Genomic DNA, 22,495 nt, shown 5'->3' with positions numbered 1-22,495 from the left:
GTCACCAGGGCTCTCCCGTGGACGGGTCGAGGCCTGCCTCCAAACGCCGTTGCTGTTCACGCCAGTTGACGAAGGAGTGCTTCTTCGGGAGGACGACACTGATCGTCTCCTCCTGGAATTCCTCGTCGGTGAGCAGCCTGTGCAGGAACTCCGCCATTCCGGAGGAGTGGACCTGGAAGTGGGGATTCGTGTGCCGACCGCAGACGAGCACCGGCCATTCATCGGGATCGTCGCCCGTCCTCAGCCAGCAGTAGATGTCGGCGCCGCTGGTGACGCCCCAAGCCAGCATGGAATCCGGGTCCACATCCAGGACTTTCCGACCGCCGCACATCTCCCACGTGCCGCGGGCGTTCGCCGTCTCGTCCTTCAGCCCTGAACCGTCCGAGTAGGCCTCGGGTCGCGGTACCGGCAGCAGGATGTCGATGGACTCACTGAGCTCCCCTGCCCCGTACACCTCCATGAAGGCGACATAGTCGGCCGGGAGGCGGGTCCCCCAGATCTCCTCCAGCTCGTTCCAGTCGATCCGCTCGTCCACGCCGTGCGTCGTCGGCACGACCTGCGCCAGCGCCGCCACCACCGGATGTCCACCCACTTCCGCTCCCCCGCCCACATCCCACATCGTCGAAGAGCCACAATCTACGTGATCACATACTCCGAGGGCACCGGGCGCCAGGAGCGGCCGAGGGTCCAGCCACTCGTCCCTGATCTCGCGCGAAAGTCCTCCACATAGGTGCGGTGATGCGGGGCATGCGACTCCTACCATCGAAAGGAGCCAACCGTGGCAATCGTCGGCGTGATCGGCATTTGTGTCGTACTGGCTGTTCTGGCCTTCTTCATCCCTCGTCTCTCCCGGCACCCCGAACGCGGCACGCAACGCACGCTCGGTGCCGGTGCGCGAGCCGGGGGCAAGGCGCCCGGTCCTCTGGGCCGCCTCTTCAGCAAGCCCTTCCACAGCAGCTCGCGTGCGGTGGGCCGCAGCGGGTCGGCGGGGCGCCGGGTTCGGGGCCGTATGCCCTTCTGAGCAGTCTGGATACCGGGCGGGGAGGACACCACACACCCGGCTCGAGTCGTGACGAGTACGCCATCGCGGCATCCCGCGAGGCGACGGACTCCAACGGTGGACACCGAGGGCACGCCCTCTGAGCGTGTGGCACGGGCCCGGCATCTTCGCGATGCCGGGCCCTCCGTCCGTTCACGCGATGAGCAGGCGGAGGCCGAGATCTGCCGCGTCCAGGCCGGCGAGGTCGCCGTTGCGCTCGGTCCACCGGCCGGACTCCAGGTCGTCGCCGAGGCTTCGCACCGCCCGCTGCTCCGCCTCCGGGCCGACCCTGGTCCACACCGACATCGCGCGGCGCACCGGCTCCTCCAGATACGCCCCCGGTCGACGCCAGTACGCCTCGAACAGGCCGTCGGCGCAGTCCCACGGGATGGGTACCGGCTCGGTGCGGGCGTCGATCGCGTCGGCCATGCCGGCGAGTGAGGGGAACCCCGCGAGGACTCCGGCGAACTCCGGCAGATAGTCCCGGGTCAACCAGAATCGGTCCTGCCATCCGGGCTCGTCGATGTCGAAGGTGAGCACGACGACGCGGCGGGCCACACGCCGCATCTCGCGCAGCCCTGCGAGCGGGTCCTCCCAGTGGTGCACGGTGGACACGGCCATCGCGGCGTCGAACGAGTCGTCCTCGAACGGCAGACTCTCCGCTGCGGCGGCCACACACGGTGCCGAGCCGACCGGGCGCTGTCGTCTCATGACCGCCGACGGTTCCACGGCGGTCACCTCGCGCCCCGCGGGTTCGTAGTTGCCCGTGCCGGCTCCGACGTTCAGGACGGTCCGTGCGTCGCCGAGTGCGTCGAGGATCTGGGTGGCGATCCGTGGTTCTGTGCGGCGCGTCGCGGTGTAGGCGCCGCCGATCGCGTCGTACAGGCGCGAGCCGAGCACTTCCAGCTGTTCCTCCGGTGTCACCGTCAGTCCCCTCCCCCTTGCTTCGAGTTCCCTGTCGAGGGCCGCCACCATGGCGTCGGCGCGGTCACGCCGTTCCAGCAGCAGGTCGCGGAGCTGGATCAGGCGCGCGACCACGTCGGTCGACGCGTCGCCCACCAGTTCCGCGATCTCACGCAGCCCGAGGCCCAGCCGCCGGTGGGCCAGCACCTCACGTAGGCGCTCGACGTCCTCCGCCGAGTAGGCCCGGTACCCCTTCGCGGTGCGCGCCGACGGCCGTACCAGCCCGATCGCGTCGTAGTGGTGCAGCGTGCGCACGGTGACGCCGGCGAGCTCTGCCACGCGTCCCACGGTCCAGTGATCCTCCACGGCCCCGACTATGCGGCCTGACGCCACGTGAGGGTCAAGGGCGCCGGGCAGGGTGACCGCACCTGCGTCAGGAAGGCATCCGCCGTGTCGGACCTCGACAGTCAGATCCCGTACTGGAACTCCGCCGCGGCCACGAAGACGTCGACGCCCACCGGGTCCTCAAGCCCGGCGGGTCTCTCCACGTCAGTGGCTTCTTGCTGCAGGAGGACGAGCGCAACCGCGCGTTACGCCCGGGGCTCCTCCCACTTCGACGACCACGGCGTCTTTGAGACGGAAGACGGTGGGGTATCCAGGCATCACTCGCGCTCATGGTTCTTCTCGTTGCTGCGCGACTTCACGACCGTGGCCAGTCGGGACATCACCGTGAAGACCATGAGCGGCCACAAGGCGAGGGGGATCCGGATACTCGGCCGCAGGCCTGTCTCCGGCCCCCACGACTGAGCGCAGGCTGACTCCGGCGGGGGGTGGTCATGGAGGGATCCGAGGGCAGGCCCTGGTTGTTCGTCAGCCATGCGGGGGCCGATCTGGCGTGGGCCGAGTGGGTGGCCTGGCAGTTGCAGGACGCCGGGTACGACGTCGAGCTGGACTCCTGGCACTGGGGTGCCGGGGACAACGTCGTCGTGCGGATGGACGAGGCCCTCGCTGAGCGTCGACTGGTGGCGTTGTTCTCGGCCGCCTACTTCGACCGCCGCAGATGGACGACGGAGGAGTGGACGGCGGTGATCGCCGGCCGGGATCGGCTCGTCCCGGTCCGCCTCGACGACTCGGCGGCGCCACCCATGGTGCGAGCGCTCAAGGCTCCGGCGCTGTACGGGATGGAGGAGGAGGCGGCCCGGCAAGCGCTGTTGGCCGCGGTCGCCGGGCCCGTTGGGGCACCCGACGTACGACCGCCGTTTCCGGGCGACGATGAACGCCGTAGCCGCTCGCGGTCGACGGGGCCCCGGCTGCCGGGGTCACTGCCCCGGGTGTGGAACGTACCGGCGCGCAATCCCGGACTTGTCGGCCGTGACGAACTCCTTGTCGACCTTCGCGGCCGGCTGGCGAGCGGGCCAGCGGCCGTGCCGGTCGCTCTGCACGGGCAGGCGGCGGTGGGCAAGAGCCAGGTGGCCGTCGAGTACGCGCACCGCTTCTGCGGCGACTACGAGCTGGTGTGGTGGGTGCGGGCGGAGGACCCCGCACTCATCCCTGACCAGCTCGCTCGGCTGGCCGTCGCCATCGGCGCCGCTGACGCGACCACATCCACCCAGGACGCCGTACCCGCGCTGGCGGCGGAGCTGCGGTCGCGGACGCGCTGGCTGATCGTGTTCGACAGCGCCGAGGACCCCGATGCGGTGGCCGCCTCTCTGCCGTCCGGAGCGGGACACGTCCTGATCACCTCGCGCAGCTCGCGCCGGCACGAGTTCGCCACCCCTGTCCCTGTCGGCGTACTGGCCCGCAGGGACTCGGTCTCGCTCCTCCGGGCCCGCACGCCATGGCTGACGGCCACAGACGCGGACCGGCTCGCGGCGGCACTGGACGACTGGCCCCTCGCCCTGGTGCAGGCAGCCGAGGTCCTGGCCACGACGAGCGTGCGGGATTATCTGGAGCAACTCGCCGACAGGGCCGGTGAGGTGACCGACGCGGGCAAACCGCTCGACTACCCCCGGACGCTGGCCGCACAGATACGGCTCAGCACGCGACGTCTGCGCGTGCAGGATCCCCAGGCCGTCCAGGTGCTCCACGCCTGCGCGTTGCTCGCTCCGGAGCCGTTCACCCTGCCGGTCCTGGAAGGCCGCCAGCGCCCTGGCGCCTCGTCGTTCATCGGTCAGGTCCTGGTCGACCGGACCGCGCGGAACCGCGTACTGACAGCGCTCCAGCGACACGGGCTGGCGCGCGTGGAAGGCGGCGCCCTTCATCTGAACCGGCTCACCCAGGCCGTCATAGCCGCCCAGCTCACCGTCCCGGAGCGTGCCGCCGCCGCTCGCCACGCCAGCCTGCTGCTCGCCGCCGCGTTCCCAGGCCGTGCCCAGGATCCGGCCGCGTGGCCCGGCTGGCCCGATCCGCTCCCGCATCTGCTCGCCATCGCGCCCGGCGATCTGGTCACGGACGCCGCACGGCTGGCCGCCTGCGAGGCCTGCCAGTACCTGGTCGACCGCGGCAGTGCCACGGCCGTACTCCCCCGGCTCGAGAGCCTGCACCGCACCTGGACCGCGGAGTTGGGCGCGGATCATGCCGCCACCCGGCGCGCCACCGCCTGCCTGGCCCGGGCCGCCGCTGCCGTCGCCGATCATCACCGCTCCCTCTCCCTCCACCGCGGCCTCCTCGACCGGCAACGACAGGAACTCGGCGCAGACCATCCCGAGGTGTTGCGTACCGCCGCGAACCTGGCCGCCGACCTGATGGATCTCGGACAGACCGACGAGGCACTGGTTCTGGCCCAGGGCACGCTCCATCGATACCGGCAGGTCGTGGGCGAGGAGCACCCCGAGACGCTCGCCGTCGCATCCACCGTGGCGGTCTGTCTCGCCGGGCTGGGACGCGTGGAGGAGGGCCTGGCCCTCGCCCAGGACATCGTGAGCCGGCAGCGGCGGGCCCTCGGCGAGGACCACCCCGACACGCTGTCCACCGCCTCCAACATGGCGACCGACCTGGCGGAGTTGGGGCGTCTGGCCGAGGCGTGCGAGCTGGCCGAGGACACCCTGCTCCGCCGACGGCGGGTCCTCGGCGACGACCATCCCGAGACTCTGGACACCGCGTCCAACCTGGCGGCGACCCTGGCGGGGCTGGGCCGGATCGACGAAGCCGTCCGCATCGCCCGCGACACCTCCGAACGCCGACGGCGTGTCCTCGGTGAGGACCACCCCGACACCCGCCTCAGCGTCGCCCTCCTGAACGCCCTCGGCGTCACCGATCGCGCCTGATGGCCGTACATCCCGTCGGCCTGCGCCGAGCGACGTCGACTGAACACGCCTCAAAGGCAAGGAAGTTGTCGGGTAGCAATCGCCAGCAACCATGCCGTCAAGGTGTTAAATGGTCTCAGCCGACAACGGGGGAGGAAACGTGCCCACACCCGGAGTGGACCTGGTGGCCGGAGCGGCGGTCGGATACCTCGTGCGCAAGGCGCGCAGAGTGAGTGCCGGAGCCGACGTCGCGGCGGATCAGGTGCTCGACGAGAACATGGACGCCCTCCACGAACTGGTCAGCGGAGCCGTCGGCGACGATCCCGCCCTGACCCGGCTGCTGGAGCAGGCCGGCGACGGCGAGGTGACGGAGCGCACGACACGGCGGGCGACGGACGCGATCGCCGACATGGCGGAGGAAGACCCCGCGTTCGCGACGGAGTTGGCCGCGTCCGTCGACCGTCTGCAGCGTCACGAAGCCGGCCTGGCGCCGTACAACGGAATCGGCACGGCACGTGACCTCCGGGCCGAGACAGGCGGAGTCGTGGTCGCGGGCAACGTCTCGGGAGGAGTGACCACCGGCCACCACCCTTCCCGGCCGGGGCCGCACGAGGGCTAAGCGGTCCCGGAGAGACGCCCGCCCAGCCGACGGTCGCCGCCGCCAAGGCAGCGCTCTACGGCGGACTACTTGCCGACCACATCGACCATGTGCAGGTCATATCCGCTCCATCGCCCGAAACGGCCACCCGCTTACGGCCGATCCGCTCCCTGCCCTCCCGTAACCAGGCGTTCACCGGCCGGACCACTCTCCTCGAACGTGTCGCCGCCAGCATGCGGGACGGCGGTCAGGACGGCCCTGCCGACGAACCCGGAGTGGTGTCGCTCATCGGCATGGGCGGCATCGGCAAGACGCAGCTGGCCCTCGAGTACGCCCATCGTCATGCCCAGGACTACGGACTGGTGTGGTGGGTCGGCGCCGATCAGCTCGCCGCCGTCATGGCCGGCCTCACGGCCCTCGCCTCCCAGCTCGGACTCACCGCCGTCCAGCCGTCCCTCCTCATACGCGCCCTCTGGGTGGAACTGGCCGCCAGGGACGACTGGTTGCTGGTGTACGACAACCTCGACGATCTCGGCGCGATGAACGATCTCCTCCCTCCCGACGGAGGGAAGCTGCTCATCACCGGCCGCGATCCCCGTATCGGGCGCATCGGTACGCGCATCGACGTCCCCGAGTTCGAACGGGACGAGTCGATCACGCTGCTGTCCCGCCGGTGCCCCACCCTGTCCCCCGAGGACGCCGACCGCGTCGCGGCCGCCGTGGGGGATCTCCCCCTGTCGGTGGAGCAGGTCGGCTGCTTCCTCGACGAGACCGGGCTGGAGACGTCCGACTATCTCCGGCTCCTCGAGTCGCAGCCGACGGAGAGCGGCCTGGACGACCGTACGGTCTCGGCGCACCCCGGTCTGGTGTCGGTGGTGGCCACGAGTCGTGACCGGCTGGTGGCGACGGCCGGCCCGACAGCGGCCACCCTGCTCGACCGGCTCGCGTTCCTGGCGCCGGAGCCGATCCCGCTGGGCTCCGATCCCGCCGTCGGGCCGCCCCGGTTCGGAGTCCAGCTCGGTGACACGGCCACGGCCGCCCTCGCCGTCCGCAAGATCGTCACACTGGGCCTGGCCCGGCACGCCGACAACTCCCTGCAGATGCACCGCCTCGTCCACACGCTGCTCCGGGCGAGGCTGCCGCAGGAGGAGCACGGGGTGATCCATCACGCCGCCGAGGAGTTGCTCGCCACCATCGCCCTCGGCGACCCGGACACCCCGGAGTCCTGGCCCGAGTACGGCATGATCGTCCCGCATGTCCGGGAGCTGCTGTCGTCCGCCGCGGCCCTGCCCGGTCCGCAGCTGGACGCGGACGGGTTCCGTGCGCTGGTGCTGAAGGTGCAGCGCTATCTGTACTTCTCCGGCCAGTCGCGGTCCGCGGTCGACATCTGCCGGATCACCCGGGAGTCCTGGACGGAACGGCTCGGCCCGGACCACCCCGACACGCTCAACTCCGGCTACAACCTCGCGTCCAACCTCTTCGAACTCGGTGAGTACGCGCAGGCGAAGGAGGTCGACCAGGACGTCTGGGAAAGACGGTGCCGGGTTCTCGGGATGGATCATCCGGACACCATCCGGTCGGCGCACCAGCTCGCGGCCGACCTCTGCGACCTGGGCGACTTCGCCGGGGCACGGGCCCTGGACGAGCAGGGGTGGCAGCATCGCAGTCGGCTGCTCGGCGAGGACCACCCGGACACCCTGCAGTCGGCGCACTACCTGGGCTCCGACCTGTATGAACTCGGCGAGCGCGAGAAGGCCCGCGACATCAACGAGGAGGTGTGGCGGCGGCGTCAGCGGGTGCTCGGCGAGACGCACCCCGACACGCTGCACTCCGCGCACCACCTCGCGTCCGACCTGTGCGACCTGGGTGAGTTGGAGCGGGCCCGGGAGCTGGAGCTGTGGGTCCTGGAGCAGCGGCGCCGGCGACTGGGCGAGGACCACCCGGACACCCTGCGCTCGAGGCACTACCTGGCCATCACGCTCCACCAGATGGGCGACTACACGCAGGCCCGGGAGCTCAACGAGGAGGTCTGGAACCGGCGGCGTCAGCTGCACGGCGACGACCACCCGGACACGCTCCGTTCGGCCTACAGCCTCGGGGACGATCTGGCCGCCCTCGGGGAGCACGCCCGCGCCCGCGAACTGCACCGCGACACCCTGGTACGGCGGCGCCGTGTGCTGGGCGAGGGCCACCCGGACACCAAGCGGTCGGCTCAGGCCTTGGCGGAGGTCCCGTCAGCGCCGTGACCGTCCGTCGCCCAGCTCCTCGGCGAGACCGGCGATCACCTGTCCGGCGCGGACGACGACGTCCGGGTCGCGCAGGAGGGCCATGCGGAGGTGCTGCCGTCCCAGATGCGGTGACGCCCAGTAGAACCGCTCGCCCGACAGGACCTGGACGCCGCGTTCGGCCAGCAACTTGCGGACATCCTCGCCGTCCAGGTCGTCCCGCTCCACCTTCAGCCAGGCCAGGCCCAGTTTCCGGGTGTCGTCCGTCCTCAGGAAGGATGCGGGGACCGTCTTCTCGAAGAGCTCGCGGTTCTTCAGGACGAGTTCGCGGAGGTAGCGGCCGTTGTCGGCCTCGGCGAGGTTCACGAACTCGGTGATCAGGCGGACGGTGAAGGGCGAGAGGTGGAGGAGGAAGTCCGAGTGCATGGCCGAGACGGCGTCCACCAGGTTCGGTGAGACGGAGAGGAAGGGAGCCTTCAGCTCCGCCGCCGGCCAGACCTTCCCGGTGTCCTCGATCACGACGCAGTCGATGCCGGACGTGGCGAGGATGCCGTAGTGGTCGTAGACCTCGTCGTCGGACAGGTAGACCCGGAAGCAGCCGTCGAGGACGAGAAGTTTGCCGTTCGTCCGGCAGTACTCGACGACCCGATTGAACGCCTCTTCGCTCACCACGGTGCCGGTCGGGTTGTTCGGACTCACCAGGAAGATCACATCCGCGGTGAGGGTGCCGAGCAGCCTCTCCAGCGCGGCCGGACCGTCTGTGAAGGCCGTCTCCGGGAACGGCTGCAGGGGGATGTCGTGGCGCTTCAGGATGTCGGCGATGTTGTCGAAGCAGGGTTCGATCAGGGCCGCGGAGAGATTCCTCATGCGGAGCAGGTTGGCGACCATCTCCACGGCCATCGAGGCGGAGTAGGACATCAGGCCGGTGAAGTGGTCCGGGAGGTACGACTGCGATCCGAGCGAGAGATAGCGGCGTATGTACTCGGCCTCGGCCCGCTGCCCGCCCCGGCGGTCGGACTCCGTGAAGAAGCGCGCCGAGCCGGCGATCATCTCGGATTCGGCGGGGGTCCAGGGGCGGAAGGCGTGACCATCCGACAGATTGAGCTCGAACGGGAGCGCGTCCACCTCCTCCTGAGTGAGATTGCGCTCGACCACCGGCACCCCTTCTGTCCTCGCGTGACTGCCTGTACGTATCACCTACGTACCCTCTGATCGTCCCTCTTGGCTCACATCATCCGCAAGATGCGGGTATATCAACTTCGTTGCCTTTGAGGGCTGTTCGGGCAAGAACGGCTACGACGGGCGGCCGCCGAAGTCCCAGTTGTGGACCTCGATGTCGGCATAGCGGTCGGAGGTCAGGACGGCGCGTGCCGTGTCCGGGTCGGGCGCCTGGACCAGGGCCGCGGTGCCGAGCCAGCCGGTGCCGTCGTCGGACAGGAGCGGGCCGTAGGCGATGAGCACGTCCCGGTCCGGCGGCACGGTGAGGTCGGCGGGCTCCCCAGCACCGAGGCCGAGCACCAGGTAGCGGTTGCCGCCGGTCCATCCCCCGGGGACGTCGGGGAAGTCCCACATCGTGCGCCCGAGCAGGTTGCGCCACCGGCGGAGCAGCACGTCCCGGTAGGCACCGGCCTGGTAGTTCGGCTCGTCGAAGGCGAAGGCGCGGGCGACGGCGGGATCGGCGAGGTCGAGGATGTGCACGCTGCCGGTGGGTGTCTCGCCGTCGTCGGCGAACGTCGGGCCCCGGGCGATCATCTCCTTCGCGTACTGGTCCATGTAGGACCAGTGCTCCTCCGCCAGGTCGAGGCGCAGGGACAGGGAGGCGGGCCGGTCGCGGTGGTAGCAGAAGAACTCCATCCCTGGAATATCTCTTCAGAGGGGTGGCCGGGTCGAGTGGGATTCCGGGTCTGGGACACCTGGCCATGGGGTTGTGGCTGCGGGACGGGCATCGCGTGGTCGTGTCCCAGCCGCGGCCACCGGGCCGGTCGTGGTTGTTTGGAATCATGATCAGGCAGCTTCGAGCCCGTGTACTGCCGGCGTCGCAGCGCCGGACGTTGGACGAACTGACCCGGGATCTGGTCCTCGCCTCGGGCGACACCACGTCCAAGAGGTCGGCGTTCTGGACGATGCTCACGCTGGCGGCGATCATCGCGGGCGGCGGGGTCCTCACGGACTCGACGGCGACCGTCATCGGCGCCATGATCATCGCCCCGTTGTCCACCCCGATCATGGGCATCGCCCTCGGGTCGGTGCTGCGCCGTCGCACCGGCTCGGCCACCGTCGTCCTCCTGGCGGGCCTCCTCGTCGTCGCGCTCGGGATGCTCATGTCACTCGTTCTCCCCAGCGACTACGACCTGCTGTCCAACAGTCAGATCGCCTCGCGGACCTCGCCCGACCTGATGGACCTGGTCGCCGCCCTCGCCACCGGTCTGGCCGGCGCGGTCGCGCTGGCCCGCCGGGACGTCGCCTCCGTCCTGCCCGGTGTCGCGATCGCCATCTCCCTCGTCCCGCCCCTGGTGGTCGTAGGGGTCTGCCTGGGGAAACTGTCGGGATGGCTGGCGCTGGGCGCGCTGGCCCTGTTCGTGTCGAACCTCTTCGCCCTCGTCTTCGCCGGCATGGTGGTCTTCGCCGCGCTCGGGTACGCCGGGGACGCGGACAAGGCGGCCGGGCGGCCCACGGGCAGGACGTCCGCCGCCATGGCCCTGCTGTTCGCCGTCGTCCTCCTCCCCCTGGCCGCCAACACCGTCGCCACGCTGTTGCTCAACGCCTGGACCGGCCGGGCCAAGGACGCCGCGCAGGAGTGGCTCGCCGACGAGCCGGGCGCCTCCGTCACCAGCGTCGACGCGAACTCCCGGACCCTGCACATCCATGTCCGTGCGCCCGGCCGACTGCCCCCGGTGCGGTCCCTCCTCGAGGAACTCGACGGACGGATCCCGCAAGGCATTCCCATCGTGGTGGACGCGACGCGGGGGGAGCGCATCGACGCCGGGAAGGTCGGTGGCTGAACGACTCGGTGCCAGTCCGAGAAGCATCAGCTTCGGAGCACGACGCGGTAGTGGGTGGTCAGGCGCCGGTCGTCGCCGAGGACGTGGAACGCCAGACCGGGCGGCTGGTCGCGGTCGGCCGGGCGGTCGCCCTCCCAGGGCATCCGCAGGGTCCAGGTGACGCCCGGACCGACGATCAGTGGCCGGTCCGCGAAGGTCGACGCGGCCGCCGTATGGGCGTGTCCGGTCAGGACGGCGACGACCTTCGGGTGTGCCGCGAGCAGGGCCGCGAGTTTCTCGGGCTGTTCGAGCCTGCCGGAGTCGGGCAGTGGGTGGTGCAGTTCGACGGGCGGCTGGTGGAAGGCGATGAGTGCCGGGGTGTCCGGCGGCAGTTCGGCGAGGCGGGCGGCGATCCAGTCGAGCGTCTCGGCGTCGAGACGGCCCTCGTCGCGGCCTGGGATGGTGGAGTCGCACATCAGGATGGCGGTCCCGGCGATGTGGTGGATCCGGTTGATCGGGCTCTCGTCGGGTGCCTCTCCGAGGAGGGCCTTGCGGTAGGCCGGACGGACGTCGTGGTTGCCGGGGCAGGTCAGCACCGGGAACGGGGCCGTCAGCAGACCGGCGGCCTCCATGTACTCGGCTTCCGCGCCGTGGTCGGCGATGTCCCCGGTGACCAGGAGCGCGTCCACGGGGTGCGGCAGGTTCCGCAGATAGTCCATGACGCGGCGGGCGCGTTCGGTGGCCCTCTCGCTGCCGTCCAGGTGCAGGTCACTGATCTGGGCGAGCAGTACAGACATGCTCGGTCCCCTCCCCCGGCGGCTCCCCGCCGCCGTACAGGCCGAGGCCGGGGTGCCGTCACCCCACCTCGACTCCTAACGGAAGTTCTCACTTTTACCGTTAGAGACCTTAGACTGTGCCGGACGACGTGATCAAGTGGTCGGCACCGAGAGGGAGGGAGGAGCCCATGGAGCGCTGGCTGGCGCTGGAACTGGCGAGCACGATCCGGCACGACGGGGACGGTGGTGTCGCCGACGACCTCGCGTCGGTTGAAGGGGTGACTCGCTGGGTCGAGGCGCAGGCGGATCTGCTCTCCGGTCAGGTGCGCATTCGGAAGTTGTCCGTGAATGACGATCTGAGAGACGAGATCGTCGCTCTGCGGCAGGCGGTGCGGTCCCTCTTCGCCCGCACGGTCAGTCCCGCGCCGCCCAGTCCGGCGGACGCGCGGCGACCGATGCCGGTCGAGGAGGCGCTGGCGTACCTCAACTCCGTCGCGGCGCGTGAGTCGGTCGTACCTCAGTTGGACTGGCCGTCGGATGGTGCCCCCGCGGTCCGTCTGGTGTCGGCGGAGGGTGATCCGGCGGTCCGGCTTCTGGCGGCGCTGGCCCGTGCCGCCGTCGACTTTCTGAGCGGTCCGCATCGCGACCGTCTGCGGGCCTGCTCCGCGCCACGCTGTGTGCGGTACTTCGTCAAGTCCCATGGCCGGCAGGAGTGGTGCAAGTCATCGTGCGGCAACCGCGCCCGCGCCGCGCGCCACTACCAGCGACAGCGCCGGGCCACCGACGGCGGTCCGGCCGCCTCCTGACGCCGGGTGGCTGTGGATGCGGGCAGTAGATCAGCGCGGAGTACCCTGCCCGTCGGGTTCTCCGTCGGCGCCCCGTAGTGACGCGTACTGTTCATAGGCTTCGCAACGACGGTGCCCGACAACGACGTTGCGGAGGGGGCTGTGCGGAATGGGCGTGGTGGAAAGTTGGTCCCGCGTGATGGATCTCCTCCGGGAGCACGCCCCGGCCGATCACGCCGAGCTGCCCGGCCCCGCGACGGAGGAGATGCTGGCGGCCGCGGAAGAGCGGATGGGAGTCCGGCTCCACCCGGACCTGCGGGCGTGGTTGCTGCGGAACAACCTGGATCTTCCTGAGGAGGAAGCCGACGACGACGTGCAGTGTTGTGGCTTCGCCGGGTTCCCGGACGAGGGACGGTTCTTTCTGGGCATCCGGGCCATGGAGGGGCTGTACGCGAACCGCTGGAGGCCGGAGGGGTTCGACCCTCCGGACGGGCCGGACCATCCCTTCTGGCGCAATGAGTGGATCCCCTTCCAGTCGGATCAGGATGGCTGGTCGGGGAAGTTCGTCGATGTGCGGGACGGACGTGTCGGCAGCTGGTTCGTGGGCGAGAGCACGATCACGGGCGAGTACGCCTCACTGGCTCACTACTTCGACTCCGTGGCACAGCTGCTGACGCGGATCGCGGCCGGCGACCACCCGGTCTGTGAGGTGGCCGAAGGGCGACTCGTGTGGTCGTGACGCGACGGCGCCCCCGGCCGGTTCAGTAGACCGACGGCCCCTCACATCCGGGATCTCAGTACGTCGATCTCGCAGCCCGGCGCTGCGGCGTCGAAGCCGTGCTCGATCAGCCACCGCACCGCCAGCAGGCTCCGCACCGACCACCACGCCCGGATCACGTCGCGATCGACGTCGGTGCCGTATCCGGCGAGCACGTCCTCGAGGTGCTCCTCGTGTCCGAGGGTGAACGTGGCGAGGTCGTACAGCGCGTCGCCCTGCCCCGCCTCGGACCAGTCGATGATGCCCACGACCTGGTCGTCCTCCACGAAGACGTGCGCGATCTGCAGGTCGCCGTGCGTGAAGGCGGGCGTCCACGGGCGCAGCGCGGCCTCGGCGACCTCGCGGTTGCGTGCGACAAGGTCGGCCGGCAGGAAGCCGTTCACGACGAGCGCTTCGCACTCGGCGTCGAGTTCCGCCGACAGGGCGGCGATACTCCGTCCCGCGCGGCCCGGCCGAGGTGGCAGCGGCGCGTCGTGCAGCGTCCGGATGGCGGCGCCCGCGGCGGCCCACGCCGCCGGTGACCCGGTCGAGGGACCGCCGAGGCGTCCGAGCGTCGTCCCGCGGACGGCGGCCGTGGCGAGTACGACCGGCTGGCGCCACAGGACCTCAGGTGTCGGGACCGGCGCGAGGGACATCGCCTCGACTTCCGCGTCCAGGCGCGCCGGGTCGGCGTCCACCTTCAGGAACACGTCACCGACGCGCAGGGTCGCCCGTTCGGAATGGGCCACGACGACTTCGACCTCGTCCATGGGCGACCAGTATCCCGACGGTGATCGTCGGCGTCGCCGGGTTTGTCACCTGCGACGAAGCAGCAGGCAACGTGGGACGCAAGCTCCGCAAGCCACGCGGATTCACCCGAACCGGGCGCCGGCGCAACACCACCGCCATGGCTGGATATCGCCTCCCTGAATGGTCAAACCAGTGTGACCTCCAGGTAAATCCGCTCGTTGCCGCGCCCGCCCTCCGACGCCTGGCCAGGAGACCGTTGACCGGCTTTCGGACATTGATCTCCGGGATAGTGACAGCCGACAGGCGTACTGAAACGATCCACGACGGCGCGAGAGCGTCACGCGCCGTCAACTTCCAGAGGCTTTCGAGCCGTTCCTTTGTCGTTGCTGTCGTTCCCTGTCGTTCCCTGTCATCGCCTGCCGGCCCTGTCTGTGGCCGGGCAACAAGGAGTTCACGAGTGACGAACCACCACGCCGTCGACGGCGTCCCGATATCGCCCAGACCCACGCCCCGGCGTGAGCCCCGAGGGCCCCGCCGGCCACGCGGGCTCGCCGTGGCCGCCGCCCTGGCCCTCACCGCGACCTTGGCCCCGGTGCTCCCGGCCGGTGTCGCCGCCGCCCTCCCCGCCGAGCAGGAAGCTCCCCGGCGGATCGCGGCCGACGCCAGGGCCGGGGCACGCCCCGTCACCCTCACCTCCGGGCAGCGGGAACGGCTGCTCGAGGCGGCGGCCGACGCACGATCCGACACCGCCGAAGCGCTCGGCCTCGGTGACGAGGAGACCCTGGTCCCCAGGGACGTCATCAAGGACGCCGACGGCACCGTGCACACCCGCTACGAGCGCACGTACGCCGGACTCCCCGTGCTCGGCGGGGACTTGGTGGTGCACGAGAAGGCGGACGGCCGCACGGTCAGCAAGGCGACGAACGCACGGGTGAAGGTGCCCGGCACAAAGCCCGCCGTCAGCGCCGCCGAAGCCCGGCGCAGCGCTCTCGGCGCCGCCGAGGACGCGCGCACCAAGGCCCCGACGGCGGCCGACGCCCCACGTCTTGTGGTCTTCATGGGCGACGGCGGCCCCGTCCTCGCCTGGCAGTCCTTCGTCACCGGCACCCAGCCCGACGGCACCCCGAGCCGGCTGAGCGTCGTCACGGACGCGGCGACGGGGAACCGTCTCCAGAGCGTCGAGCAGATCGCCACGGGCACGGGGCACAGCCAGTACAGCGGCCAGGTGGACATCGGCACCGTGAAGAGCGGTGACGTCTTCGAGTTGACCGACCCGGACCGCGGCAGCCACAAGACGTACGACCTCACCGGCGTCGGCGGCTCCGGTGTCCTCGTCACCGACGAGGACGACGACTGGGGCGACGGCACCACCGCCGACCGGAAGACGGCCGCCGTGGACGCCGCCTACGGGCAGCGGATGACCTGGGACTTCTACCGGGAGTGGTTCGGCCGCAACGGCATCGCGGACGACGGGGCCGGCGCGCGGTCCCGTGTCCACGCCGGCGACAAGCTCGCCAACGCCTACTGGGACGACCTCTGCTTCTGCATGACCTACGGTGACGGCCGGGACAACGCCCACCCGCTCACCGAACTCGACATCGCCGCCCACGAGATGACGCACGGCGTCACCTTCGCCACCGCCAACCTCACCTACACCGGGGAGTCCGGCGGCCTCAACGAGGCGACCAGCGACATCATGGCCACGGCCGTGGAGTTCTTCGCGGACAACCCCGCCGACACACCCGATTACACCCTCGGCGAGCTCGCCGACGTGCGCGGCACCGGCAAGCCGCTGCGCTACATGGACCAGCCCTCCAAGGACGCCCACCCCGACAAGGGCACCTCGCTGGACTACTGGACGCCCGACCTGCGCAAGGAGGACGTCCACCACGGCTCCGGCCCCGCCAACCACTTCTTCTACCTCCTCTCCGAGGGCAGCGGGAAGAAGACGCTCAACGGCGTCTCGTACGACAGCCCCACCTACGACGGCCTCCCCGTCGCGCCGATCGGTCTGCGCAACGCGACAGCCATCTGGTACCGGGCGCTGACCACCTACATGACCAGCGGCACCGACTACGCCGGGGCCCGCACCGCCACCCTGCAGGCGGCCGCCGACCTGTTCGGGCAGGGCAGCGCCACGTACGAGGCCGTCGGGAACGCGTGGGCAGCGGTCAACGTGGGCGCCCGCTACGTCCACCACATCGCCGTCGTCGCCCCGTCCACGCGCCCCGCCGCCGTGGGCCAGCCCACCAGCCGTCAGATCGTGGCGACCGGCTCCAGCCCCGGACGGCTCACCTACTCGGCGCACGGGCTGCCCAAGGGCCTGTCCATCGACTCCCGCACCGGTCTGATCACCGGCACGCCGAAGAAGGCCGGCACCTTCACGGCCGCCGTGACGGTCAAGAACACGGCCCAGCCCGGGGCCAGGCAGACCGTGCGCTTCGACTGGCCGGTACTCGCCTCCGGCGGAGGCTTCTTCGTCAACCCGGCCCGCTACGACATCCCGCAGTGGGGCACGGTCGAGTCACCCCTCGTGGTGACCGGCCGCAAGGGGCACGCGCCGAGCGACCTCAAGGTCACCATCGACCTCGTCCACCCCTGGGTGGGCGGCCAGATCGCCACCCTGGTCAGCGAGGACGGTACCGAGATCCCGGTGAAGCCCTGGTACTGGAACAACGGGGAGACCGAACTCCACGCCACGTACACGGTCGACGCCTCGGCGGTCCCCGCGAACGGCACCTGGAGACTCCGGGTCACCGACAACACACCCGGCATCTTCACCGTCGACCCCGGCTACGTCGACCGCTGGAGTCTGACGTTCTGACGGCCTGACGACGACCTGAGATGACAACGCTGTCACGGCTCGGAGCCCACTCTGGACCCCGAGCCGTGACAGCTGCCCCGCACCTGCCCCGTGAGATGGAACAGCGATACGGAGCGGCCGCATGGGCGGCCAGGTGGGGAGTCACTCGTGATCGTCTGGGTGAACGGCGCGTTCGGCAGCGGAAAGACCACGCTCGTCGACGAGTTGCGCGAGCGCTGGCCCGAAGCACTGGTCTACGACCCGGAGATGGTCGGCTATGTGCGTGTCGGCGCTGCCGCGCGCCTCGGCTGAGTGTCGATGCGACACCGACCGGTGAGGTTGTCGATGAGCCGTCTGAAGACGGTGGCGCTGTGGGGCATGCTCGCGCTGTGCGTCGTCTTCATCGCCCGGGTGGGCTGGGGCTTTCTCCAATTCGAGCATGACGTCGAGAATCCGCGCGAGGGCGGTTTCTCCGGCTGGCAGTGCGAGCGCGGGGAGGACTGCGGGAACTGAGCCGGGGCTCAGGCCAGCGGCGTGTCGTCCAGTGCCTTCGCGAGGTCGGCGGGCGTGTCGTAGAGGGCGACGGCGCCCGCGTTGCGCAGTTCGTCGTCGCCGAAGCCGCCGCTGCGGACGACGAGCGCCGGCATCCCCGCCCGCTTCGCCGCCTCGACGTCCCATACCGAGTCGCCGATCATCACGCTCGGCGCGTCGGGCGGCGCGCCCAGCTTCTGCAAGGCCACGTGCAGGAGGTCCGGCGCCGGCTTGGACGCCTCGACGTCGGCGCTGCTGGTCCAGTCGTCGGCGATGTCGCGGGCGTCCAGCATGTCCAGGAACGCGTCCACGTGCCGTTCCTTGCCGGAGCTGGCCAGCACCAGCCGGTGACCGCGTTCCTTGATGGCCAGGAGCAGATCACGGGCGCCCGGCAGCGGCGCCATCTCATCGATCAGCCCGTCGACCTCCTTGCCCTGCTGCTCGCGGACCCGGTCGCCCACGCGGCGCTCCAGGTCCTCGCCTCCCAGGGCCGTGACGAGCTGGTCGCCGCCCATGCCGATCAGGCGGTGCAGCCGCCACACCGGCCAGGTCTCGCCCACCGAGCGCAGGGCCCGGTACCAGGCGAGCGCGTGGTGGTAGTTGGAGTCGATCAACGTGCCGTCGACATCGAGGACGGCGATGCGGGATGTGCTCACGCGCACCGGCTACCCATCGACGCACCTCTCACACAGGCGCCTGTCCACAGCGCCAGGCCGGCCTCTAGCCGTGCGAATCGTCGCCGAGGTCCCGGCGGACCGCGACGCCCTGGTCCTGGACCAGTCCCGCCTCCTCGGGCAGGTCCAGGACCGCGCCGCAGTGCGTGCACAGCTCGCCGTCCCCGGCGGGCGTGCCGCACGCCTTGCAGAAGCGGTTGCGCTGTTCGTTCTCCGTCGTGCCTGTCATGACTCTCCGGTGTCGGGGACAGTGATGGTTCCGGGAGTACCCATGAGGCCGGTGAGGAACCTCGCCGACCCGCATCGAGGATCATTGACCTGCACCGAAGCTCGAAGATCACTGGAGCAGATATGGTAGGCGCACAGCCCCTCACTCCCGGCCGCACCCGTTCGCCGTCAGGAGGCTGGCGCCCAGCGGGGTGAGGACGTGCAGCACGGTGTTGCGGTCGCGGACGGAGGCGGCCAGTCCGGCCTCCCGCAGGATGCCGACGTGTTCGCTGGCCGTCGACGGGGTCACGCCCACCCGGCGGGCCACCTCGCTGGTCGTGCATCCGTCCTCCAGGGCCCGCAGGACGACGGCCCTGCCCTGGCCGAGCAGCCGCGCGAGCGTGCGGGGGTCCGCGTCCGTCCGCCGGGGCAGCCACCAGCGGTACGAGCGCACCACCGGATAGACCAGTACGGGCGGCAGCTCCGGGTCGGTCAGGGTGATCGGCGTCTGCCAGCAGAACACGGACGGCACCAGGAGCAGCCCCCGGCCGTCCAGCCGCAGATCGCGGTCGTACGGGTACGCCGTCTCCAGCACCGGCGGCCGCCAGCGGATCGCCGGTCCCAGGGTGGAGAGCAGTGCGTCGGCGCCGCCGCGCAGTATCTCCCGGGCACGTACGGCCCGGTCGGCCTCGACCTGGGCCCGGATCGCGGACCAGTGCGGGGCCAGGGCCGTGTGGAAGTAGCCCCGCAGTGCCTCTCCGAGGTGTTCCAGTGCGGCCGGCTCGCCCTCCGCCAGCGGGCGCAGCCATCTCGGTGCCCTGGTGAGGACGTTCATCTCCTCGCCGAGCCGTCGGCGCGGCGTCGAGAGCACCGCCTCGACGCCTTCGTCCAGTCCGAGGGAGGCCTCGGGCGGGTTGAGGAAGTCGGGGAAGCTGCCTCGGGGCGGGGCGAGGGCCCTGACGAGGTGAAGGTGGTGACGGGGCAGCCGGCTCAGTGCGGCGCGGGCGTCGGTCCGCCATATGTCGAATACGGCCCGTCCCTGACGCGTTGCCAAAAGGTTTACGCTGAGTACGAGTTCCCACAAAGGGTCGGGGCTGTCGGCGACTCGGGTACGGAGCAGATCTTCTCGCGTGAAATGTACTCGGAGCACGGAATTCCATCGCAGTCAGTCGCGTGTTCAACTGAAGAAATCAGCGCGGGACAGGACCAATGGTCCCGTGGCGACGGTGACCGCGATATCACCTTTCGCGCCAACCGGCCCGACGCGCACTCCCGTTCAGGCATATCAGCAGTCTTTTTCGGCTGGCGCCGAAACATCTGGCGGCGGCGGACGGCGACGGGGCAGCCTGAATGACGTACGCGACCAAGCCCGTAGCACTCGACCAAGCTTGTCGCACCGCACTGTCGCTCAAGGGGGAAGAACACATGCGCACACGTGCTGCCATCGGGGCAGTTGCGGCTGCCGCTTTCGCCACTGTCCTGGTCAACGCGCCCGGCGCGGCGGCGGAGGCCGACCCGCCCGGCTGTGGGAAGGAATATTTCTGCGCCTACAGCGGGGAGAACCAGACCGGCCGGCTCGTCCTGAAAACCAAGGGAAACTGGAGCGGCAGCGTCGCCTTCCGCTCCGCGTTCAACAACGGGGTGCGTTTCCCGGGCGCCGATCACGTCGACGTGACGTACACCGTGGACGGCGGAACCGAAACCGCCTGTCTGCACTACAACCCCGGTCCGGGCGCCTACAAGGCGAACGCGGTTCCGGGCACCCGTGTCGTGAAGGTCGTATGGCGCGGGGAGTGCGCATGAATGGGGTGCGCGCGATGCTGACCGGAAAGCGACTCACCGCGCTGGGCGCCGGGGCCGTGGCGACCGCCTTCGCCGGGGTTCTCGCCGTGGCTCCCACGGCGTCCGCGGAAGCGAATCCGGCGGGCTGCGGCAAGGGTTACTTCTGCGCCTACAGCGGTGCCGACCAGTCGGGCCGGCTGGTCCTCAGGGTGGCGGGCAACTGGTCGGGGAACCTGGCCGTCGGCTCCATCTTCAACAACGGGGTCGCCTATCCGGGCGCCGACCACGTCGACGTGACGTCGTATCTCAACGGGCAGCCGTCGACGGACTGCTTCCACTACAACCCGGGTCCGGGCCGCTACAAGGCCAACGCCGAGGCGGGGCTGACGATCACGCGGGTCGTGTGGCGGGGTGAGTGCTGAGCCCCTGACACCTGCATGACACACGCCGCCGGCCGGTGCGAGGTCCCACTGGTCGGCGGCGTGCGTGGCGTGCCACCCGTGAGAAGCGCGCGTGGTGTGCCTGAGTAGGGTGACGCCATGTACATGCAGGGGCGCGGGCTCAGACCCGGAGCGGTGGCGGTTGCGGTCGTGGCGAGCCTGATCGGCTTGTCGTCAGGTTGCGCCTCCGGGGGACACGACGACGCCGGCACTCCCTCGGGCGACGGTACGAAGAGGCCGAGCGCGAGCAGCGGCGCCAGTGCGCGTCCCGTCCAGGCCTCCCCCAGTTCCACGCCCCCGGCGTCCCCCTCCCCCGAGGACACCCGGCCTCTGAAGGACGCGACGGCCGTACTCGTGACCTGCGCGAGCCCGGAGGACCCGCGCGCCACCGTGAAGGTCATCAATCCGAACACGCGCGACGGCTCCTTCGCCGTGAAGATCGGTTTTCTGGACGCGCGCGGCCTCGAGATGGTGAAGACCCACGATCCGGTGTGGGCGGCCGCCGGGGAGACCACGACCTACCGGGTGCGCGTCACCACGGCCGGGGTCGTGGACCACATCGCCCGGTGCGTGGTCGAGCCGCGGGCGGCCTGGGTCGGTCACTGACGGTTTCCCGTCCCGGTGGCGCCGATCAGCAGTGCCGCATCCGGACGTTGGGCTCCTGGTAGACGCCCTGGTCCGTCTCCCGGTCGATCCTCAGCAGGCTGAGCCCGTCCGGGATCACGTAGTCACCGGACTCGGGGAAGGCCATGCCGGTCCACCGCTCCCACTCGGCGACCGTGCCCGTCATGGTCTGTGACGCCGGGGCCGGCGCCAGGATGTCGGCGCCCAGGCGCTGGTGGGTGCGGATCCAGGGGCCGAGCGCCAGGCCGTCCTCGCGGGTCCACCGTACGAAGGTCTCGATCGGTGTCACCGGGTACCGGGCCTTCATCGTCGGCCGGACCGGGGCGATCACCTGCTGCCACCCGGCCTCCTTCGCCGTCTCGCGCAGCGCTTCGAGGGTCCTGGCCGCCAGTCCTCGTCCCTTGAGCGACGGCGTCACGATCGCTCCGCAGATCACCCGGGTGTTGGGAGTGGTCCCCGCGTCGCGACCCTCGACGGCGTGGACGAGTGCCTGTGTGTAGCCCGTGGGGAGGGACTCGATCTGCCCGTCCCAGTGGATCGGCACGCCCCAGCCGGACGCGACCGGCACATCACGGTCGTCCACGAGCATCAGGTTCAGGTCGGCGAACCACTCTCCGACCCTGCCTATGTACTCCTTCACCAGCCGGTCAGCGGTGATGAACTTCGGGAAGCCCTCGCTGAAGAGCTCCTTGAGGTGCTCGTCCGGCCATGTGCGCGCGTCGGTCCGCTCGACCTAAGATCATTGCCCGTTCCTGGCACACCGTGCGTTCGGTGAGTACCGTCGCGGCAGGTGGGCACCCTGCACCGAGGCGGGGGCCTTACCGTCGGCGGAGGGCGAGCGCGATGACGGACCGCGTCCTGACGATCGGGCACTCGACCCGCGCGTTCGACGAGGTGGTCGGCATGCTGCGCGGCAACGGCGTCACCTGTCTGGTCGACGTACGGTCGTTCCCGTCGTCCAGGAAGCATCCGCAGTGGAACCAGGCGGCCGTCGTCGAGGCGCTGCCGTCCGACATCGGCTACCGGTGGATCCGTGAGCTGGGTGGCCGCCGGCACACGCCCGCCGGAGTGCCGAGCCCCAATGGCGCGTGGCGGGTGAAGGCCTTCCGTGACTACGCCGACCACATGGGCACGGAGACGTTCGCCCAGGGGCTCGGCGAGCTGCTGGAACTGGCCGCGCACGAGCGGCCCGCGATCATGTGCAGCGAGGCGGTTCCGTGGCGCTGTCATCGGCGGCTGATCACGGACGCGCTGCTCGTCGCCGGTGTGGAGGTCCTGCACATCATGTCGGCCACGACGGTCGCCCCGGCCGTCCTGAGTCCCCACGCACAGGTCGTCGACGGCACACTGGTGTATCCCCCGCCCCGCTGACCCT

At 70.4% G+C, this 22,495-nt stretch carries 23 protein-coding genes and 1 pseudogene; 14 read left to right on the top strand and 10 right to left on the bottom strand.

Annotation, left to right across the window (positions count from 1 at the left end):
- Position 1: 1 nt before the first annotated feature.
- Positions 2 to 592 (bottom strand): SMI1/KNR4 family protein, encoded by a 591-nt coding sequence (locus DC008_RS34005; RefSeq protein WP_108710316.1) that lies wholly within the window; start codon positions 590 to 592, stop codon positions 2 to 4.
- Between the two features lie 186 nt (positions 593 to 778).
- Between DC008_RS34005 and DC008_RS34000 the strand changes: the two genes are divergently transcribed.
- The gene (locus DC008_RS34000) at positions 779 to 1,021 is read left to right on the top strand and encodes a DUF6411 family protein (protein ID WP_108710315.1); all 243 of its coding nucleotides are present in this window, start codon (positions 779 to 781) and stop codon (positions 1,019 to 1,021) included.
- 171 nt (positions 1,022 to 1,192) lie between these two features.
- On the opposite strand, the gene DC008_RS33995 is transcribed toward DC008_RS34000, so the two are convergent.
- Positions 1,193 to 2,290 (bottom strand): MerR family transcriptional regulator, encoded by a 1,098-nt coding sequence (locus DC008_RS33995; RefSeq protein ID WP_164492413.1) that lies wholly within the window; start codon positions 2,288 to 2,290, stop codon positions 1,193 to 1,195.
- A 488-nt stretch (positions 2,291 to 2,778) separates the two neighbouring features.
- Between DC008_RS33995 and fxsT (DC008_RS33985) the strand changes: the two genes are divergently transcribed.
- From fxsT (DC008_RS33985) to fxsT (DC008_RS33975), 3 genes are all read left to right on the top strand, one after another.
- Positions 2,779 to 5,208, top strand: coding sequence for an FxSxx-COOH system tetratricopeptide repeat protein (fxsT, locus tag DC008_RS33985; protein ID WP_108710312.1), 2,430 nt, complete (start codon positions 2,779 to 2,781; stop codon positions 5,206 to 5,208).
- Between the two features lie 139 nt (positions 5,209 to 5,347).
- A complete protein-coding gene (locus tag DC008_RS33980) occupies positions 5,348 to 5,806 on the top strand; it encodes a chromosome partitioning protein (RefSeq protein ID WP_123954053.1) in 459 nt (152 codons plus the stop codon).
- Between the two features lie 89 nt (positions 5,807 to 5,895).
- A complete protein-coding gene (gene fxsT / locus DC008_RS33975; RefSeq protein WP_164492412.1) occupies positions 5,896 to 8,031 on the top strand; it encodes an FxSxx-COOH system tetratricopeptide repeat protein in 2,136 nt (711 codons plus the stop codon).
- Here fxsT (DC008_RS33975) and DC008_RS33970 read toward each other — a convergent pair.
- Both DC008_RS33970 and DC008_RS33965 read right to left on the bottom strand, forming a co-directional pair.
- Positions 8,020 to 9,165, bottom strand: a complete 1,146-nt coding sequence (locus tag DC008_RS33970; RefSeq protein ID WP_123954052.1) for a pyridoxal phosphate-dependent aminotransferase — start codon at positions 9,163 to 9,165, stop codon at positions 8,020 to 8,022. The two genes, fxsT (DC008_RS33975) and DC008_RS33970, sit on opposite strands and share 12 nt — an antisense overlap.
- Before the next feature lie 138 nt (positions 9,166 to 9,303).
- Entirely contained in the window at positions 9,304 to 9,864 is a 561-nt protein-coding gene (locus DC008_RS33965; protein ID WP_108710308.1) for a YciI family protein, read from the bottom strand.
- 197 nt (positions 9,865 to 10,061) lie between these two features.
- Here DC008_RS33965 and DC008_RS33960 point away from each other — a divergent pair, with 197 nt between their 5' ends.
- Positions 10,062 to 11,012 carry a DUF389 domain-containing protein gene (locus tag DC008_RS33960; RefSeq protein WP_244221458.1) on the top strand — a complete coding sequence of 317 codons (951 nt, stop codon included), beginning with the start codon at positions 10,062 to 10,064 and terminating at the stop codon, positions 11,010 to 11,012.
- A 26-nt stretch (positions 11,013 to 11,038) separates the two neighbouring features.
- On the opposite strand, the gene DC008_RS33955 is transcribed toward DC008_RS33960, so the two are convergent.
- Positions 11,039 to 11,788 (bottom strand): metallophosphoesterase, encoded by a 750-nt coding sequence (locus DC008_RS33955; protein ID WP_108710306.1) that lies wholly within the window; start codon positions 11,786 to 11,788, stop codon positions 11,039 to 11,041.
- A 167-nt stretch (positions 11,789 to 11,955) separates the two neighbouring features.
- On the opposite strand from DC008_RS33955, the gene DC008_RS33950 reads away from it, so the two are divergent.
- Both DC008_RS33950 and DC008_RS33945 read left to right on the top strand, forming a co-directional pair.
- Complete coding sequence (locus DC008_RS33950) at positions 11,956 to 12,573, top strand: CGNR zinc finger domain-containing protein (protein WP_108710305.1); 618 nt, start codon at positions 11,956 to 11,958, stop codon at positions 12,571 to 12,573.
- A gap of 178 nt (positions 12,574 to 12,751) precedes the next feature.
- The gene (locus tag DC008_RS33945; RefSeq protein ID WP_244221522.1) at positions 12,752 to 13,291 is read left to right on the top strand and encodes an SMI1/KNR4 family protein; all 540 of its coding nucleotides are present in this window, start codon (positions 12,752 to 12,754) and stop codon (positions 13,289 to 13,291) included.
- Positions 13,292 to 13,332: 41 nt separating this feature from the next.
- Here DC008_RS33945 and DC008_RS33940 read toward each other — a convergent pair whose 3' ends face one another.
- On the bottom strand, positions 13,333 to 14,079 hold the full coding sequence (locus DC008_RS33940; RefSeq protein ID WP_108710303.1) for a phosphotransferase family protein: 747 nt from the start codon (positions 14,077 to 14,079) through the stop codon (positions 13,333 to 13,335).
- A 437-nt stretch (positions 14,080 to 14,516) separates the two neighbouring features.
- Here DC008_RS33940 and DC008_RS33935 point away from each other — a divergent pair, with 437 nt between their 5' ends.
- The 3 genes and pseudogenes from DC008_RS33935 (at position 14,517) to DC008_RS35585 (ending at position 17,375) form a co-directional block, all read left to right on the top strand.
- A complete protein-coding gene (locus DC008_RS33935) occupies positions 14,517 to 16,883 on the top strand; it encodes a M4 family metallopeptidase (protein WP_388237549.1) in 2,367 nt (788 codons plus the stop codon).
- 147 nt (positions 16,884 to 17,030) lie between these two features.
- Positions 17,031 to 17,144 (top strand): annotated as a pseudogene (locus DC008_RS33930) (AAA family ATPase); the annotation flags it as partial.
- A gap of 63 nt (positions 17,145 to 17,207) precedes the next feature.
- The gene (locus tag DC008_RS35585; protein ID WP_164492411.1) at positions 17,208 to 17,375 is read left to right on the top strand and encodes a hypothetical protein; all 168 of its coding nucleotides are present in this window, start codon (positions 17,208 to 17,210) and stop codon (positions 17,373 to 17,375) included.
- Between the two features lie 8 nt (positions 17,376 to 17,383).
- On the opposite strand, the gene DC008_RS33925 is transcribed toward DC008_RS35585, so the two are convergent.
- The 3 genes from DC008_RS33925 to DC008_RS33915 form a co-directional block, all read right to left on the bottom strand.
- On the bottom strand, positions 17,384 to 18,049 hold the full coding sequence (locus DC008_RS33925; RefSeq protein WP_108710988.1) for an HAD family hydrolase: 666 nt from the start codon (positions 18,047 to 18,049) through the stop codon (positions 17,384 to 17,386).
- A gap of 64 nt (positions 18,050 to 18,113) precedes the next feature.
- Positions 18,114 to 18,296 (bottom strand): zinc ribbon domain-containing protein, encoded by a 183-nt coding sequence (locus DC008_RS33920; protein WP_108710302.1) that lies wholly within the window; start codon positions 18,294 to 18,296, stop codon positions 18,114 to 18,116.
- A 141-nt stretch (positions 18,297 to 18,437) separates the two neighbouring features.
- On the bottom strand, positions 18,438 to 19,328 hold the full coding sequence (locus DC008_RS33915; RefSeq protein ID WP_235072559.1) for a winged helix-turn-helix domain-containing protein: 891 nt from the start codon (positions 19,326 to 19,328) through the stop codon (positions 18,438 to 18,440).
- 296 nt (positions 19,329 to 19,624) lie between these two features.
- On the opposite strand from DC008_RS33915, the gene DC008_RS33910 reads away from it, so the two are divergent.
- The 3 genes from DC008_RS33910 to DC008_RS33900 all read left to right on the top strand — a co-directional run bounded on the left by DC008_RS33910 (position 19,625) and on the right by DC008_RS33900 (position 21,102).
- Positions 19,625 to 20,077 carry a peptidase inhibitor family I36 protein gene (locus DC008_RS33910; protein ID WP_308313321.1) on the top strand — a complete coding sequence of 151 codons (453 nt, stop codon included), beginning with the start codon at positions 19,625 to 19,627 and terminating at the stop codon, positions 20,075 to 20,077.
- Complete coding sequence (locus tag DC008_RS33905) at positions 20,074 to 20,478, top strand: peptidase inhibitor family I36 protein (protein ID WP_267145847.1); 405 nt, start codon at positions 20,074 to 20,076, stop codon at positions 20,476 to 20,478. The genes DC008_RS33910 and DC008_RS33905 overlap by 4 nt, the downstream gene beginning before the upstream one ends.
- 372 nt (positions 20,479 to 20,850) lie before the next feature.
- Positions 20,851 to 21,102, top strand: coding sequence for a hypothetical protein (locus DC008_RS33900; RefSeq protein ID WP_108710298.1), 252 nt, complete (start codon positions 20,851 to 20,853; stop codon positions 21,100 to 21,102).
- Between the two features lie 25 nt (positions 21,103 to 21,127).
- On the opposite strand, the gene DC008_RS33895 is transcribed toward DC008_RS33900, so the two are convergent.
- Entirely contained in the window at positions 21,128 to 21,760 is a 633-nt protein-coding gene (locus DC008_RS33895) for a hypothetical protein (protein ID WP_244221457.1), read from the bottom strand.
- 203 nt (positions 21,761 to 21,963) lie between these two features.
- On the opposite strand from DC008_RS33895, the gene DC008_RS33890 reads away from it, so the two are divergent.
- Positions 21,964 to 22,491, top strand: a complete 528-nt coding sequence (locus DC008_RS33890; RefSeq protein ID WP_108710297.1) for a DUF488 domain-containing protein — start codon at positions 21,964 to 21,966, stop codon at positions 22,489 to 22,491.
- Positions 22,492 to 22,495: the final 4 nt, after the last annotated feature.

Origin of the sequence: Streptomyces nigra, assembly GCF_003074055.1 — a bacterium.
Lineage (GTDB): Bacteria > Actinomycetota > Actinomycetes > Streptomycetales > Streptomycetaceae > Streptomyces > Streptomyces nigra.
Note: the sequence above shows the minus strand (reverse complement) of the source record. Positions and strands in the feature narration are given on the sequence as shown.